This window comes from Streptomyces sp. NPDC060031 (assembly GCF_042736805.1).
Classification (GTDB): Bacteria; Actinomycetota; Actinomycetes; order Streptomycetales; family Streptomycetaceae; genus Streptomyces.
In genome coordinates this window covers 1-14,983 of the sequence record NZ_JBHWVM010000061.1, presented here as the reverse complement: position 1 = coordinate 14,983, position 14,983 = coordinate 1, and the positions used below count along the sequence as shown (strand labels likewise).

At 74.2% G+C, this 14,983-nt stretch carries 13 protein-coding genes and 1 pseudogene; 10 read left to right on the top strand and 4 right to left on the bottom strand.

What is annotated here, in order from left to right:
- Positions 1 to 18: 18 nt before the first annotated feature.
- Entirely contained in the window at positions 19 to 1,161 is a 1,143-nt protein-coding gene (locus ACFWB8_RS24675) for an RNA polymerase sigma factor (RefSeq protein ID WP_385231001.1), read from the bottom strand.
- 112 nt (positions 1,162 to 1,273) lie between these two features.
- On the opposite strand from ACFWB8_RS24675, the gene ACFWB8_RS24670 reads away from it, so the two are divergent.
- Both ACFWB8_RS24670 and ACFWB8_RS24665 read left to right on the top strand, forming a co-directional pair.
- Positions 1,274 to 1,564, top strand: a complete 291-nt coding sequence (locus tag ACFWB8_RS24670; protein WP_385230998.1) for a hypothetical protein — start codon at positions 1,274 to 1,276, stop codon at positions 1,562 to 1,564.
- 40 nt (positions 1,565 to 1,604) lie between these two features.
- The gene (locus ACFWB8_RS24665; RefSeq protein WP_385230995.1) at positions 1,605 to 1,940 is read left to right on the top strand and encodes a hypothetical protein; all 336 of its coding nucleotides are present in this window, start codon (positions 1,605 to 1,607) and stop codon (positions 1,938 to 1,940) included.
- On the opposite strand, the gene ACFWB8_RS24660 is transcribed toward ACFWB8_RS24665, so the two are convergent.
- A complete protein-coding gene (locus ACFWB8_RS24660) occupies positions 1,937 to 4,015 on the bottom strand; it encodes a molybdopterin oxidoreductase family protein (RefSeq protein WP_385230992.1) in 2,079 nt (692 codons plus the stop codon). The genes ACFWB8_RS24665 and ACFWB8_RS24660 overlap by 4 nt on opposite strands.
- Before the next feature lie 252 nt (positions 4,016 to 4,267).
- The gene (locus tag ACFWB8_RS24655; protein WP_385230989.1) at positions 4,268 to 5,005 is read right to left on the bottom strand and encodes a vancomycin high temperature exclusion protein; all 738 of its coding nucleotides are present in this window, start codon (positions 5,003 to 5,005) and stop codon (positions 4,268 to 4,270) included.
- 164 nt (positions 5,006 to 5,169) lie between these two features.
- On the opposite strand from ACFWB8_RS24655, the pseudogene ACFWB8_RS24650 reads away from it, so the two are divergent.
- The 4 genes and pseudogenes from ACFWB8_RS24650 to dnaG all read left to right on the top strand — a co-directional run bounded on the left by ACFWB8_RS24650 (position 5,170) and on the right by dnaG (position 10,751).
- A pseudogene (locus tag ACFWB8_RS24650) lies at positions 5,170 to 6,044 on the top strand (sirohydrochlorin chelatase).
- Between the two features lie 56 nt (positions 6,045 to 6,100).
- Entirely contained in the window at positions 6,101 to 7,441 is a 1,341-nt protein-coding gene (locus ACFWB8_RS24645; RefSeq protein ID WP_385230986.1) for a deoxyguanosinetriphosphate triphosphohydrolase, read from the top strand.
- 93 nt (positions 7,442 to 7,534) lie between these two features.
- A complete protein-coding gene (locus ACFWB8_RS24640) occupies positions 7,535 to 8,809 on the top strand; it encodes an NAD(P)/FAD-dependent oxidoreductase (RefSeq protein ID WP_385230983.1) in 1,275 nt (424 codons plus the stop codon).
- A gap of 34 nt (positions 8,810 to 8,843) precedes the next feature.
- On the top strand, positions 8,844 to 10,751 hold the full coding sequence (dnaG, locus tag ACFWB8_RS24635) for a DNA primase (protein ID WP_385230980.1): 1,908 nt from the start codon (positions 8,844 to 8,846) through the stop codon (positions 10,749 to 10,751).
- 21 nt (positions 10,752 to 10,772) lie between these two features.
- Here dnaG and ACFWB8_RS24630 read toward each other — a convergent pair whose 3' ends face one another.
- The gene (locus ACFWB8_RS24630) at positions 10,773 to 11,225 is read right to left on the bottom strand and encodes a gamma-glutamylcyclotransferase family protein (protein WP_385230977.1); all 453 of its coding nucleotides are present in this window, start codon (positions 11,223 to 11,225) and stop codon (positions 10,773 to 10,775) included.
- Between the two features lie 167 nt (positions 11,226 to 11,392).
- On the opposite strand from ACFWB8_RS24630, the gene ACFWB8_RS24625 reads away from it, so the two are divergent.
- The 4 genes from ACFWB8_RS24625 to ACFWB8_RS24610 all read left to right on the top strand — a co-directional run bounded on the left by ACFWB8_RS24625 (position 11,393) and on the right by ACFWB8_RS24610 (position 14,892).
- Positions 11,393 to 12,094 carry a hypothetical protein gene (locus tag ACFWB8_RS24625; RefSeq protein WP_385230974.1) on the top strand — a complete coding sequence of 234 codons (702 nt, stop codon included), beginning with the start codon at positions 11,393 to 11,395 and terminating at the stop codon, positions 12,092 to 12,094.
- Positions 12,091 to 13,365, top strand: coding sequence for an ATP-binding protein (locus ACFWB8_RS24620; protein WP_385230971.1), 1,275 nt, complete (start codon positions 12,091 to 12,093; stop codon positions 13,363 to 13,365). The genes ACFWB8_RS24625 and ACFWB8_RS24620 overlap by 4 nt, the downstream gene beginning before the upstream one ends.
- Before the next feature lie 205 nt (positions 13,366 to 13,570).
- Positions 13,571 to 14,113 (top strand): hypothetical protein, encoded by a 543-nt coding sequence (locus tag ACFWB8_RS24615; RefSeq protein WP_385230968.1) that lies wholly within the window; start codon positions 13,571 to 13,573, stop codon positions 14,111 to 14,113.
- A 131-nt stretch (positions 14,114 to 14,244) separates the two neighbouring features.
- On the top strand, positions 14,245 to 14,892 hold the full coding sequence (locus tag ACFWB8_RS24610; RefSeq protein ID WP_385230965.1) for a class F sortase: 648 nt from the start codon (positions 14,245 to 14,247) through the stop codon (positions 14,890 to 14,892).
- Positions 14,893 to 14,983: the final 91 nt, after the last annotated feature.

Below are 14,983 nucleotides of genomic sequence, written 5' to 3'. Positions count from 1 at the left end.
CGTGCCGTCTCGTCCGTCTCAGTCGAGGTATCCCCGCAGCTGGTCGGCGAAGGCGTGGTCGCGCAGCTTGTTGAGGGTCTTGGACTCGATCTGCCGGATCCGCTCGCGGGTCACGCCGAAGATCCGCCCGATCTCCTCCAGGGTGCGCGGCCGCCCGTCGGCGAGCCCGTACCGCAGCTGCACGACCTTGCGCTCACGCTCGCCGAGGGTGGACAGCACGGCTTCCAGGTGCTCGCGCAGGAGGAAGAACGCGGCCGACTCCACGGGTGAGGCGGCGTCCCCGTCCTCGATCAGGTCCCCGAGCGCGACGTCGTCCTCCTCGCCCACCGGCGCGTGGAGGGAGACGGGCTCCTGGGCGAGGCGCAGCACTTCGAGGACCCGCTCGGGGGTCAGCTCCAGGTGGACCGCGACCTCTTCGGCGGTGGGCTCGTATCCGCGCTCCTGCAGCATGCGGCGCTGGACGCGTATGACGCGGTTGATCAGCTCCACGACGTGGACCGGCACGCGGATGGTCCGGGCCTGGTCGGCGAGGGCCCGGGACATCGCCTGGCGGATCCACCAGGTGGCGTAGGTGGAGAACTTGTACCCGCGGGCGTAGTCGAACTTCTCAACGGCCCGGATGAGGCCGAGGTTCCCCTCCTGGACGAGGTCCAGCATGGTGAGGCCGCGGCCGACGTAGCGCTTCGCGACGGAGACGACGAGCCGCAGGTTCGACTCGATGAGGCGGCGCTTGGCCATCCGCCCCATGACGACGAGCTTGTCCAGGTCGAGCGTGAGCTGGAGGTCGAGGGCGGCCCCGCTGCCGAGCTTCTCCTCGGCGAACAGGCCGGCTTCCACGCGCCGCGCGAGCTCGACCTCCTCGACGGCGGTGAGCAGCGGGATCCTGCCTATCTCGCGCAGGTACTGCCGGAACAGGTCGGCGGAGGGTCCCGCTCCGCCCGCGCCGTCAGTGCCGCGTTTTCGCTGCGGCGGCACCTGCTGCTCGCTCAACTCCTGGACCTCGGGCTCCTCGTCCACGGCATCGGCCTCTGCCTCGGGCTCTTCGGCCAGGGCGGCGTCGGCGGGCGGGCTCGCGTTGACTGTCAGGATCTGGGTCTGCACGGGGGCGACCTCCAGGGCTCCGAGGACGGGGGCACCGCACCTCAGTGTGGGGTACGACACATCGCTGCCACGAGGGGCGTGCGAGCACTTTCTGAGCCCGCTGTGACCGGATGGTTACCCCCGGGCGGGAATCCCGATGCGGATCGGACGCACGTCCGAGAAGATCGATTCCATGGCTGCGCACGAAACCCGCGTGACGGTGCACTGCCCCCGCGCGGCGGAGCTGGCACGACTCGAAGCGCGGGCCGGGGAAAGGGAGTTGAAGGTGACGCACATCGTGCCGGCCCGGGGCCGGATGGTGTCGCAGCCGATGCTGACGCTGCCGGACCGCACGGGGCACGAGACGCTGGTGCCCCGGCTGCGGGCGGCCGGCTTCGACCCGGTCCGGGTCAAGGCGGAGACCGTCCCCTGGACCACGGACCGCCCGGGGCCGGGGCCGGGGGCCGCCACGAACGCTTCGTGACCCAGCGCTGCCGCGGTACTGCCCCGCAGGCGACGGCCGCGTGCGACGCGCTGGCCGCGTACAGCACGAACTCCCGCTCCTCCGAGCGGATTTCGTACCCGGCCCCCGCCAGCGCCGCCCCGAAGAAGCGACGCCCGTCAGGGCCAGCCCCAGGGCCGTACGCGGCGGGGCGGAGTCCCTGGTGCTGCGCCGCGGCATGCTGATGGCGAGCTGGTACGGGGCGGCCGCGCGCGAGCCGCACGACCTGGACACCTTCGCCTCGCTCACGATGGTGGACCGGGTGAACTCCGTCAGGGAGTACCCGTCGGCCGGCACCGACGGCGCCTGCACGAGACGCCTGCTGGCGGCCCTGGGGCCCACCTTCGAGGCGGCTTAGGCCCGCTCGACGCGGACCGCGCAGGTTTTGAATTCCGGCATGCGGGAGACCGGGTCCAGGGCCGGGTTGGTGAGGGTGTTGGCGCGGCCCTCGCCCGGCCAGTGGAACGGCATGAAGACCGTGTCCGCGCGGATGGCGTCGGTGACGCGGGCCGGGGCCACCGCGCGGCCGCGGCGGGAGGTGACCGCGAGCGGGGTGCCGTCGACCGCGCCGATACGGGCCGCGAGGCGCGGGTGGAGTTCCACGAAGGGGCCCGGCGCCGCCTCGTTCAGTTCGGCCACGCGGCGGGTCTGCGCGCCCGACTGGTACTGGGCGACGACCCGGCCGGTGGTCAGCAGGAGCGGGTACTGCGCGTCGGGGACCTCGGCGGCGTCGCGGTGGCAGGCGGCGGTGAAGCGGGCCCGGCCGTCGTCCGTGGCGAAGGCGTCCAGGAAGAGCCGCTCCGTGCCGGGGGAGCCTTCGGGGCAGGGCCAGAAGACGCCCTGCTCCGCCTCGATGCGGGCGTAGGAGATGCCGGAGTAGTCCGCCGGGCCGCCGGCCGAGGCGCGCCGCAGTTCCTCGAAGACCTCCTCGGGGGCGGTGGGGAAGCCCTTCTCCACGCCCAGCCGGGCCGCCAGGCCGTGCAGGACCTCCAGGTCGCTGCGCACGCCCGGCGGCGGGGACAGGGCCCGGCGGCGCAGCAGGACGCGTCCCTCCAGGTTGGTGGTGGTGCCGGTCTCCTCCGCCCACTGGGTGACGGGCAGGACCACGTCGGCGAGGGCGGCGGTCTCGGAGAGGACCACGTCGGCCACCGCGAGGAAGTCCAGGGAGCGGATGCGCTCCTCGACGTGCCCGGCGTGCGGGGCGGAGACCACCGGGTTGGAGCCCATCAGGAGCAGGGCCTTGACGTCCGTGCCGAGCGCGTCGAGGAGTTCGTACGCGCTGCGGCCCGGGCCGGGGAGGGTGTCGGGGTCGACGCCCCAGACGCCGGCGACGTGCGCCCGCGCCGCCGGGTCGGTGAGCTTGCGGTAGCCGGGGAGCTGGTCGGCCTTCTGGCCGTGTTCGCGGCCGCCCTGGCCGTTGCCCTGGCCCGTGAGGCACCCGTATCCGGAGAGCGGGCGGCCGGCGCGGCCGGTGGCGAGGCAGAGGTTGATCCAGGCGCCGACGGTATCGGTGCCCTTGGACTGCTGCTCGGGGCCCCGGGCGGTGAGGACCATCGCGGCGGAGGGCTCGCAGAACATCGCGACGGCTTCGCGGAGCCTGGGCACGGGTACGCCGGTGATCCGCTCCACCAGCTCCGGCCAGTGCGACATCGCGGCCGCCCGGGCCTCCTCCCAGCCGGTGGTGCGCGCGGCGATGAACTCCTCGTCGGTGCGCCCCTGCGCCACCACCAGGTGCAGCAGGCCCAGGGCGAGCGCGAGGTCCGTGCCGGGGCGGGGGGCGAGGTGCAGGTCGGCCTGCTCGGCGGTCCGCGTGCGGCGCGGGTCCACCACGATCAGCGTGCCGCCGTTCTCGCGCAGCTCCCGGAAGTAGCGCAGGGCCGGGGGCATGGTCTCGGCGGGGTTGGATCCGACGAGGATCACGCAGCCGGTCCGGGGGATGTCCTCCAGCGGGAAGGGCAGGCCCCGGTCGAGCCCGAAGGCCCGCTGGTGCGCGGCGGCCGCCGAGGACATGCAGAAGCGGCCGTTGTAGTCGATCTGCGAGGTCCGCAGGGCGACCCGGGCGAACTTGCCGAGGGCGTAGGCCTTCTCGTTCGTCAGGCCGCCGCCGCCGAAGACGCCGACCGCGTCCGGTCCGTACGCGCGCTGCGTGCGGGCGAGTCCCCCGGCGACGGCGTCGAGCGCGTCCTGCCAGGTGGCCGGCGCGAGCTGCCCCGCGCGGTTGCGGACGAGCGGTTCGGTCAGCCGTACCCGGGAGGACAGCACGGCGGGGGCGGTGCGGCCCTTCCCGCACAGTGCGCCCTGGTTCACGGGGAAGTCCCGCTCCTCCACCGTGACGCTCCGGCCGCCCGGCTCGGGGCGCAGGTTCATGCCGCACTGCAACGCGCAGTACGGGCAGTGCGTGGCGGTGGCGGCGGCTGCTTCCGGGGTGTGCATACGGCCCAGCGTGCGACGGCGGTGTTACGGGCGGCCGCCGCCCCGCGTTACGGCCGGGGGTGTTCGGCCTCAGCGCCGCCCGGCGGTCCCGGTGAGGGCGCGGGGCCGCGCTGGGGCCGGACGCCCGCGCCGGGCGCTACCGGCCGGCTCCATACCCCTGATGCGCGTACGTACGGACGTACGGACGGACGGACGTACGGACGGACGGACCCGGCATCCGGATACGGCTCTGCGAAACAGCCGGGCGGCGCGTCAGTCTGCCGGAGCGGCCAGGGCCCGCGACACCCCTTCCTCCTTCGGCCCCAGGAAGCGCGGCTGCGGCTGGAAGACCGCGTCCAGCGCCGCCTTGCCCGCCGCGAAGACCTCGCGGGCGCCGCCGTAGTACCAGGTCGCGTCGTGCACGTCGGCCACCCCGACCCCGTACGAGTCCAGGCCCGCGGCCTGGCACAGGGCGACGGCCCGGCGGATGTGGAAGCCCTGGCTGATCAGCACCGCCCGCCGCACCCCGAAGATCTCCCGGGCGCGGACGCAGGAGTCCCACGTGTCGAAGCCCGCGAAGTCGCTGACGATCCGCCCGTCCGGCACCCCGTGCCCCGTCAGGTACGTGCGCATCGCGTCGGGCTCGTCGTACTCGCTGCGGCTGTTGTCCCCGGTGACCAGCACCACCTTGACCTTGCCGGCGCGGTACAGCTCGGCGGCGGCGTCGAGCCGGTCGGCCAGGTAGGGCGTGGGCCGGCCGTTCCACAGGCCCGCGCCGAAGACCACGGCCACCTCGGCGGCGGGCGCGTCGGCGGTGGTGCGCAGCCTCGGGGCGGCCGCCGCGTGCGTCCAGGCCGAGGGGAGCAGCGTCAGCATGCAGGCCGCCATGACGGCCTGCACCGTGCGCCGCCGCGCCCGTACGGTGCGCGGCAGCAGCGCCCCGGCTCCGCGCGCGATGCCGTTCAGCGGCGGTCTCGGGCGCGCGAGCGGTCTCAGGCGCGTTCTGCGCATGACGGTTCCCCCCTGGTAGTACCGGTCGTACCTGCTCAGGACGCCGGCCGCGGGCACGCGGTTTCAGCCGCCGCACACGGTGCGCCCCGGACCGGTGAGGAGGCGGAAAACACCCGTCACCCCCGCGCAACGCCCACGCAACCTCCGCACCGCAGGATCGGTTCATGACGGAGCCGGTGCACCCTCGCGAGTCCCTGCCCCTCCCGCTTCCCCCCGCCACCACCGCGGAGCTGCTGTCGCGGATCACCACCCAACTCGGCACGCAGCTCAGCGGTCTGCGCCCGCCCCGGTCACGGCCCCGAGAGCACGGAGTCCCCGTATGCAGCCCACCCTCGTCGCCGTGGCCCACGGCAGCCGCGACCCCCGCGCCCCGCACACCGTCCTCGCGCTCCTGGAGCGGGTCCGCGAGCTCCGTCCCCGTCTCGACGTCCGGCTCGGGCACATCGAGTTGAACCGGCCGCTGCTCGGCGACACCCTGCGGGATGCCACCGGGTCGGCCGTCCTGGTGCCGCTGCTCCTCGGGCGCGGCACGCACGTCAAGCGGGACCTGCCGGCCGCCGCCGCCCGCGCGGGGCACCTGCGCACCCGGATCGCCGCCCCGCTCGGGCCGCATCCGCTGCTCGTCGAGGCCCTGTTCGAGCGGCTCCTGGAGGCCGGCTGGACCCCGGGCACGGCGGTCGTACTGGCCGGTGCCGGGTCGCGTGACCCCGACTCCGCCGCCGACAGCCGGCGCACCGCCGCGCTGCTCGGCGAACGCCTCGGCGGGGTGCCCGTCGTGCCGGCCCACGCCTCCGCCGCGCCCTCCGTGCCCGAAGCCGTGCGCGCGCTCGCCGCCCGGGGCCGCCACCGGGTCGCGGTCGCCTCGTACTTCATCGCGCCCGGCCGCTTCGCCGCCCAGTGCGCGGCCGCCGCGCCCGGTCCGGCCGCCGCTCCGCTCGGCGCCCACCCGGCGCTGGCCCGGCTGGTCGTACAGCGCTACGAGGAGGCGCTGGCGCACCCGGGCCACCCGCTGGAACTGGCCACCGCCTCGCTCGCGTGACGACCGCGTTGGTTCGGATTGCTCGGATTGTCGGTGTCTGCGGTTAACGTCTGAGCATGGAAGGCACAGCGCACGCCCCCGCATCCGGCCCCGCATCCGATCCCGCACCGGCGGCCTACGCCCCGGCCGACACCGAGCGCTGGGCCGCCGAGCCCGACAAGCGCCCCGGGCGCACCGCCTTCCAGCGCGACCGCGCCCGCGTGCTGCATTCCGCCTCGCTGCGCCGCCTCGCCGGGAAGACCCAGGTCGTCACCCCCGGCACGCGCTCGTACGACTGGGACGCGAGTCCCCGTACGCGGCTCACCCACTCCCTCGAATGCGCGCAGGTCGGCCGCGAGCTCGGCGCGGCGCTGGGCTGCGACCCCGACCTGGTCGAGGCGGCCTGCCTGTCGCACGACATGGGCCACCCGCCGTTCGGGCACAACGGCGAGGAGGCGCTCAACGAGTTCGCCAAGGACTGCGGCGGCTTCGAGGGCAACGCCCAGTCGCTGCGGCTGCTGACCCGGCTGGAGCCCAAGCGGTTCGTCGCCGATCCCGCGAGCGGCGAGCTGGTCAGCGTCGGCCTCAACCTCACCCGGGCCTGCCTGGACGCCGCCACCAAGTACCCCTGGGCCCGCGGGGACCACCCCACCGACCCCGGTTCGGTGAAGTTCGGGGCGTACGACGACGACCTGCCGGTCTTCGAGTGGCTGCGCCGCGGCGCGCCGGCGGACCGCAAGTGCTTCGAGGCCCAGGTGATGGACTGGGCCGACGACGTCGCGTACTCCGTCCACGACTTCGAGGACGGCCTGCACGCCGGCCACCTCGACCCCAACCTGCTCTTCGCCGAGCCCGAGCGCACCGCCATCTGGCGGGTCGCGATCGGTCGCTACGTGCCGGCCGACACCGAGCCGGAGGAGCTGCGGGAGGCGCTGGACCGCTTGATGGAGCAGGAGTGGTGGCCGCACGGCTACGACGGCTCGGCCGTGGCCCAGGCCCGGCTGAAGGACGCCACCAGCCAGCTGATCGGCCGCTTCTGCCTGGCCGCCGAGGGCGCCACGCGCGAGGCGTACGGCTCCGGCCGCCTCACCCGGTACGCGGCCGAGCTGGTGGTCCCGCGCGAGGCGCGCAACGAGTGCGCGGTGCTCAAGGCGGTCGCCGACCTGTACGTCATGCAGCGCGACGAGCAGGAGCGGATCCGCGCCGACCAGCGCATCGTCCTGGCCGAACTGGCGGAGGCGCTCAGTGCCCGCGCGCCGGAGGGTCTGGACCCGCAGTTCCGGGCGATCTTCGATGCCGCGCCGGACGACAAGGCCCGCAAACGCGCGGTCATCGACCAGATCGCGGCCCTCACGGACGCCTCCGCGCGCTCCCTGCACGCGCGCCTCACCCTGCGCACGCGACGCGCCGAAGGGTGAGCTGATCGGGCCACTCCCCCTTCACGCGGCAGGCTCAGTGCGGGACGCTCGCATGTGGTCGCATGTGGCGGAGAGGTTATGAGGAGGCATCAGGTGGTCGACGCACACCGGACGTTCGTCATCGTCGGCGCAGGGCTCGCCGGGGCAAAGGCGGCCGAAACGCTGAGGTCGGAGGGGTTCACCGGGCGGGTGATCCTGATCGGTGACGAGCGCGACCATCCCTACGAGCGGCCCCCGCTGTCCAAGGGGTACCTGACGGGGAAGGAGGAGCGCGACAGCGTCTTCGTGCACGAGGCGTCCTGGTACGCGCGCTCCGACATCGAGCTGCACCTGGGCCAGCCGGCGGTGCAGCTGGACCGGGACGCCAAGAAGGTGGTCCTCGGCGACGGGACGGCGCTGCACTACGACAAGCTGCTGCTGGCCACGGGCGCCGAGCCGCGGCGGCTCGACATCCCCGGCACGGAGCTGGTCGGGGTGCACCACCTGCGCCGGCTCGCGCACGCCGAGCGGCTGCGCAAGGCGCTGGCGGGCCTGGGCCGGGACAACGGCCACCTGCTGATCGCGGGCGCCGGGTGGATCGGCCTGGAAGTGGCCGCGGCGGCCCGCGGGTACGGGGCCGAGGTCACCGTGATCGAACCGGAGGCCACCCCGCTGCACGCGGTGCTGGGTCCGGAGGTCGGCCGGCTCTTCGGGGACCTGCACACCGACCACGGGGTGCGCTTCCACTTCGGGTCCCGGCTGACCGAGATCGTCGGGCACGACGGCATGGTGCTGGCGGCCCGTACGGACGACGGCGAGGAGCACCCGGCGCACGCGGTCCTCGCGGCGATCGGGGCCGCGCCGCGGACCGCGCTCGCCGAGACCTCCGGGCTCGCCCTGGTGGACCGGGAGCACGGCGGCGGCATCGCCGTCGACGCCTCGCTGCGCACCTCCGACCCGGACGTCTTCGCCGTCGGCGACGTGGCCGCCGCCCACCACCCGGTGCTGGGGGCGCGGCTGCGGGTCGAGCACTGGGCCAACGCGCTCAACGGCGGTCCGGCCGCGGCGCGGGCGATGCTGGGGCAGGAGGTCAGCTACGACCGGGTGCCGTACTTCTTCTCCGACCAGTACGACGTGGGCCTGGAGTACTCGGGGTACGCCCCGCCGGGCGGCTACGACCAGGTGCTGATCCGCGGCGACGTGGGCAAGCGGGAGTTCATCGCCTTCTGGCTGTCGGACGGGCGGGTACTGGCCGGGATGAACGTGAATGTGTGGGATGTCACCGACCACATCCAGTCCCTGATCAGGTCAAAGGCGTCGGTGGACCGCGAGAAGCTGGCGGACCCGTCGGTTCCGCTTTCCGCACTGGTACCGGCGGAGGGGGCCTGACGGGTTTGTCGGTGTCCGGCCGTAGACTTCACGCGTGGCAGGACGGATCAACGACGACGACGTGAAGGCGGTACGGGACGCGGTCCCGATCGACGCCGTGATCTCCGACTACCTCCAGCTGCGCAATGCGGGCGGCGGCAACCTCAAGGGCCTGTGCCCCTTCCACGACGAGAAGTCCCCGTCCTTCCAGGTCAGCCCCAGCAAGGGTCTCTACCACTGCTTCGGCTGCCAGGCGGGCGGGGACACCCTCGACTTCATCATGAAGATCGACCACCTCTCCTTCTCGGAGGCGGTGGAGCGCCTGGCCGGCCAGGCCGGCATCACCCTGCGGTACGAAGAGGGCGGCTACACCGCCGGCACCAGCGGCCGCGGCGAGCGCATCCGGCTGGTCGAGGCGCACAAGGCCGCCGCCCAGTTCTACGTCGAACAGCTCGACGGCGCCGAGGCCGAGATCGGCCGCAAGTTCCTGGCCGAGCGCGGCTTCGACCAGGCCGCGGCCGCCCACTTCAGCGTCGGCTACAGCCCGGCCGGCTGGGACCACCTGACCCGCTTCCTGCGCGGCAAGGGCTTCAGCGACAAGGAACTGATCACCTCCGGGCTCGCCCAGGACAGCCGCAGCGGCAAGCCGATCGACCGCTTCCGGGGCCGCTTGATGTGGCCGATCCGCGACATCAGCGGCGAGGTGGTCGGCTTCGGCGCGCGCAAGTTGCGCGACGACGACAACGGCCCCAAGTACCTGAACACGCCCGAGACGGCGATCTACAAGAAGTCCCAGGTGCTGTACGGCATCGACCTGGCGAAGAAGGAGATCGCGAAGACCTCCCGGGCGGTCGTGGTCGAGGGCTACACCGACGTGATGGCCTGCCACATGGCCGGGGTCACCACCGCGATCGCCACCTGCGGCACCGCCTTCGGCGGCGACCACATCAAGATCCTGCGCCGACTGCTGATGGACAACGCCACCGCCGAGGTGATCTTCACCTTCGACGGCGACGCGGCCGGGCAGAAGGCGGCGCTGCGCGCCTTCGAGGACGACCAGAAGTTCGCCGCCGAGACCTCGATCGCCATCACCCCGGGCGGCATGGACCCCTGCGACCTGCGCCTCGCCCAGGGCGACGCGGCCGTGTCGGGGCTGGTGGAGTGCCGCACCCCGCTGTTCGAGTTCGCGCTGCGGCACATCGTGGCCCGGCACAACCTGGAGAACCCGGCGGGGCGGGCGGCCGCGCTCGACGAGGCGGCGCCGGTCGTCGCCAACATCAAGAACATCGCCATCCAGCACGAATCGGCCGTGCAGCTGGCGGGGATGCTCGGCATCCGCGACGAGCAGTTCGTCGTCAAGCGGGTGGCACAGCTGGCCCGCTGGGCCCGCGATCGCGGCGGCCAGCCGCAGCAGCAGGGCAGGGGCGGTGGCGGCCGTTCCTACGAGGCCGCCCCCGCGCCCGCCGACCGGCCGGCCGGCGGCCCCGCCCTGAACCTGCGCAGCCCCGCCCACCGCACCGAGCGCGAACTGCTCAAGCTCGCGCTCCAGCGTCCCGCCCTGGTCTCCCCGGCCTTCGACGCGTACGGGACGGACGAGTTCACCGCCCCGCCGTACGCCGCCGTGCGCCAGGCCATCCAGGACGCGGGCGGCGCCTCGCTCGGCACCGAGGACTACCTGGCCCGCGTCCGCGAGGCCGCCCCGAACGACACCGTCCGCGCGCTCGTCACGGAGCTGGCGGTCGAGGCCATCCACGCGAAGACGGTGGACGAGATCTACGCGGGGGTCCAGCTGGTCCAGGTGCGCCTGCGCGCCGTCGACCGCCGGGTCCACGAGATCCAGGGCACCATGTCCCGGCTGGGCCCGCAGGCCCCGCCGGAGCAGCTGGCCGCCGTCCAGGAGGAGTTGTGGGTCCTCCAGCAGTACGGGCAGCGCCTGCGCAACCGCGGGGCCGAGGGCCTGTAGGACCCCGGCGGGGCCCCGGGTTCAGCGTCTGAACCAGTCGCCGCCCGGTATCTCGGTGCCGGACTCCCGCAGGTCGCGGGCGAGCAGCGGGGACGCCAGGTAGACCCAGGCGAGTACCCGCGTGCCGTCGGGCCGCAGCGCCTCGCGGGCGATCCGGTCGTAGACGTTGCCAGGGCGGCCCGGGCCCCCGTACTCCTCCAGCAGGTCGAGTTCGGCCAGCAGCCGCCCGTACGCGCCCGGCGCGGCGGTGATCAGCTCCCCGACCACGGTCGAGCCGGGGCGGTCCGTCGCGTACGGGTATCCGGGTCCCGCGTAGAGCGCCGCGTCCGGGAGGCGGGCGGGCTCCTGCGAGACGGTGCGGCCGCGCAGGAAGAGGGCGTGGTTGACCTCGCCCGGGCGCAGCGTCCCGTAGACGAAGAACGGCAGCGGCGCGGTCGGAGCGTGCGGATCGTCCGGCCGAACGACCGATGTCATGGGGCTCTCCCTCGGATACGACGGGGCAGTCGGCATGCCTGGCCGAAAGTACCGAATCGGCCTGCGGCCTCCACCGTACGCACCCCTGTTACACAACCTCCCGGTGCCCGTGACCCTCGGCGTCTACCGTCGGTCATCACTGCTCCCAGCCCCTCGGTTCTGCCTCCATGACGCCTTCGTCCCGCCGTTTCACCGCCGCCCTCCTGTGCGCCTGCGCGCTCGCCGCCGGCGGCTGCGCCGCACCCGGCGGGCTGCACCCGGGCACCCGGGTCCCCCCGGTGTCGGTCCAGCCGCGCCCCGAGTCGCTGTGGCCCGCCTGGGCCGATGCGCCCGGCGCCGCGGTGGGCCGGCGGGAGGCTCCGCCGACCCCGCTCAAGGACGCGCCCGAGGTGGGGCCGGAGGGGCTCGACGCGGTGGATCCGGCCGAGGTCATGCGCGCGGACCCGCGGATGCGGCCGTACGCGGGCAAGGGCCGGATCGCCGGTCCCGGGCGGGCCGGGCTGCGTCCGGCCGTCCACCGGGACCTGACCGGGGACGGGAAGCCGGAGCTGATCGTCGCCGCCGACATCGCGACCGGCCGTACGGTGCTGGCCGTCTACTCGGTGGTCCACGGCAAGATCGTCGCCGTCCTCCACACGATCGGCCGGCAGATGGCCGTCGAGGCCGTCGGCACCGACCTGCTGGTCCGCACCGCCTCCGACGACGGCGCCGAGCAGGCCGTCCGCTACCACTGGGACGGCGACCGGATGACGGTGGTCAACGACGAGAAACGTTTCCTCAAGTCCGACCCCGGCTGCGAGGCCGACACTGACGTCAAGCCGGCCCCGACACCCGGCTGCTCCGCCGAGAACGGACGGAGCGCCCCGTGAAACCCGCCCTGATCCGCTTCCGCCACCTGCTGCGGGCTCTCGGCCTGCGCTGGAAGATCGCCGTCCTGCTCGCCGTCGGATGCTCGCTCGTCGCGGTCGCCATCGGCCTGCTGATCCACGACGCCCGCGCCCGCCAGATCGGCGAAGCGGCGCGCGAGAGCGCCACGAACCAGTTGATCCGGGTACGGCAGGTGTACGAGCTGACCGGCCGGCTCGACGCCGACAAGGTCGGCGAGGCCGATGCCCGGGTCGACTCCAAGGAGCTGCCGGACCCGCTGCGGGCGGCGGCCCTCGGCGGGAGCCGCACCACCTACCTCGACATGAACGGCCCGGAGCCGTCGGTCTGGGCCGCCCGGCCGCTCGGCGGCGAGCACGTGCTGTCCGTACGGCAGTCGCTGGCGGCCCAGCGCGAGGAACTCGCCGAGCTGGACGGGCAGCTGGTGGCGTACGGAGCCGTGATCGTGGCGCTCGCGGCGGCCGGCGGGGCGGTGCTGGCCAGCCGGCTCAGCAGGGAGCTGCGCACGGCGGCGGAGACGGCCCGCCGGATCAGCGCGGGCGAACTGGACGCGCGGATCGGCCCGTCGGGGCTGCCCGGGACGCGGGACGAGGTCGCCGAGCTGTCCTCGGCCGTGGACACGATGGCGGCCAGCCTCCAGCGGCGGCTGGAAGCGGAGCAGCGGTTCACCGCGGATGTGGCGCACGAGCTGCGCACCCCGCTGACCGGGTTGCACACGGCCGCCGAACTGCTGCCGCCGGGGCGGCCCACGGAGCTGGTGCGGGACCGGGTCTCGGCGCTGCGCACGCTGACCGAGGACCTGCTGGAGGTGGCCCGGCTGGACGCGAACCGGGAGGAGGCGCAGTGGGAGGCGCACCTGCTGGGGCCCCTGGTCGAGTCGATCACCCGGCGCTCGGGGGTGGCGGCCGAGGTCGAGGGCGCGCGGGGGTCGGCGTACGTCAGCACCGATGCGCGGCGCCTCGAACGCATCCTGACGAACCTGCTGGTCAACGCCCGGCGGCACGGTCGGGGTCCGGTCACGGTGACGGTGGCGGGGACGACCGTGACGGTACGGGACCAGGGCCCGGGCTTCCCGGAGAAGCTGCTGCGCGAGGGGCCGCAGCGCTTCCTGACGGGCGCCGCCGAGCGGGGCCGGGGCACCGGGCTGGGCCTGACCATCGCGTTCGGTCAGGCGCAGGTCATCGGCGCCCGGGTGGCCCTGGCCAACCCCCGGCCCACCGGCGCCTGCGCGACCGTACTGCTGCCTGCGGCCTGACCCTCCGGGCGGCGTGGGGTCACCCGGACGGGGTGGTGGTCCCGGGTGGCCTCAATACCAGGGCTGACCTGCGGGAACAGCTCCGGGGCGGTGGGGGCGCGGGCCAACCTGACGAGGCATCAGCAGGCGCGTTCCCGGCAGTCCGGGTTACCTCGGAGACACGACCCCGTGTCCGCAGGACCCCGTGTCCCCAGGAGAGCTCCCCATGCGCCGAAGCACCGCCCACGCGCTCACCGCCGCCGCGCTGACCGCCGTCGCGTTCACCGGCCCGGTGGCCGGTGCGGTCGCCGCCGTGGACCTCGGCATGGTGAGCTTCGCGCCCGGCGACTTCGCCCGCCTGGAGGTGTGGCCCAAGTCGGCCGCCCCCGGCACGACCGTCACCGTGAACACCACCGCCTGCGGCCACTCCAGCCATGCCGACGGCGATGCGACGACGGTCGGCGGCGGCCGCTTCAAGCTGGTCCCGGGCACCCACAAGGAGGTGGTCGTGGGGCACTTCCAGGTCGCCCGCGACACCCGTCCCGGCACCTACGGCATCGGTGCGACCTGCGCGAACGGCAAGTTCGCCACCGGCGACCTCGTCGTCACCGAACGCGGCCCGCAGGGCCACGTCAACACCGGGGTGGGCGGTGGCACGACCACCACCACCAACCCCGCCAAGATCGCGGCGGGAGCGGCAGTGCTGGCCGTCACCGCCGTCGGCGGTACCTGGCTCCTGCGTCGCCGGGCGAGCGGCACGCGGAGCTGACGGACGCCCACCGCGGCTCCGGCCGCGGTCCGACCGGTACCGTCCCCCGTCGCCCGCCCCGCGAGGTCCCCCCGTTCGCGGGGCCGGGCGACGGCCACTCACCCCGCACCGATACAGCCGAGGGGGTACGCATGGGTGGCGCATTCCGGGGCGACCGGACCCCCACCGCCCGTCACGTGGGGCTCGTCGCACTCTCCGCCTGCGTCGGCATCTGGCTCGTGAGCAGCGGTTCCCAGGAGCGGATCGGGCCGCCGCTGCCCTCCCCCGCCGAGGCGCTCAGCGCCCTGACCGCCCAGGCGGCGGGCCCCGGCGTCGCCCCGCTCCCCGGCTCACCGCCGACCCGGATCCGGATCCCGTCCATTCGGGTCGACGCCCCGCTGACCGGGCTCGGCCTGGAGCGCGACGGCAGCCTCCAGGTACCGCCGCCGGCCCAGGGCGACCTGGCCGGCTGGTACCGCGAGGGCACCACCCCCGGTGCCACCGGCACCGCCGTCATCGCCGGGCACGTGGACAACGCCACCGGCCCGGCGGTCTTCTACCACCTGGGTGCGCTGCGCCGCGGGGCAGCCATCGAGGTCCCGCGCGCGGATGGCCGTACGGCCGTGTTCACCGTGCACGCGGTCGAGGTCTACGACGCCAAGGCCTTCCCCGACTCCCGGGTGTACGGCCCGTCGGCGCGCGCCGAGCTCCGGGTCATCACCTGCGGCGGCGGCTTCTCACCCCGCAGCGGCTACAAGGGCAACGTCGTCGTCTTCGCGCACCTGACGGGCACGTACTAGCTGTATTGCCCCGGGAGGTTGTGGACGGGTGATCGAGGTCTCGGCTGAGGAGTCTTGAACGGGTGAGGGCCTTCCGGGTTCGGTGTGGATT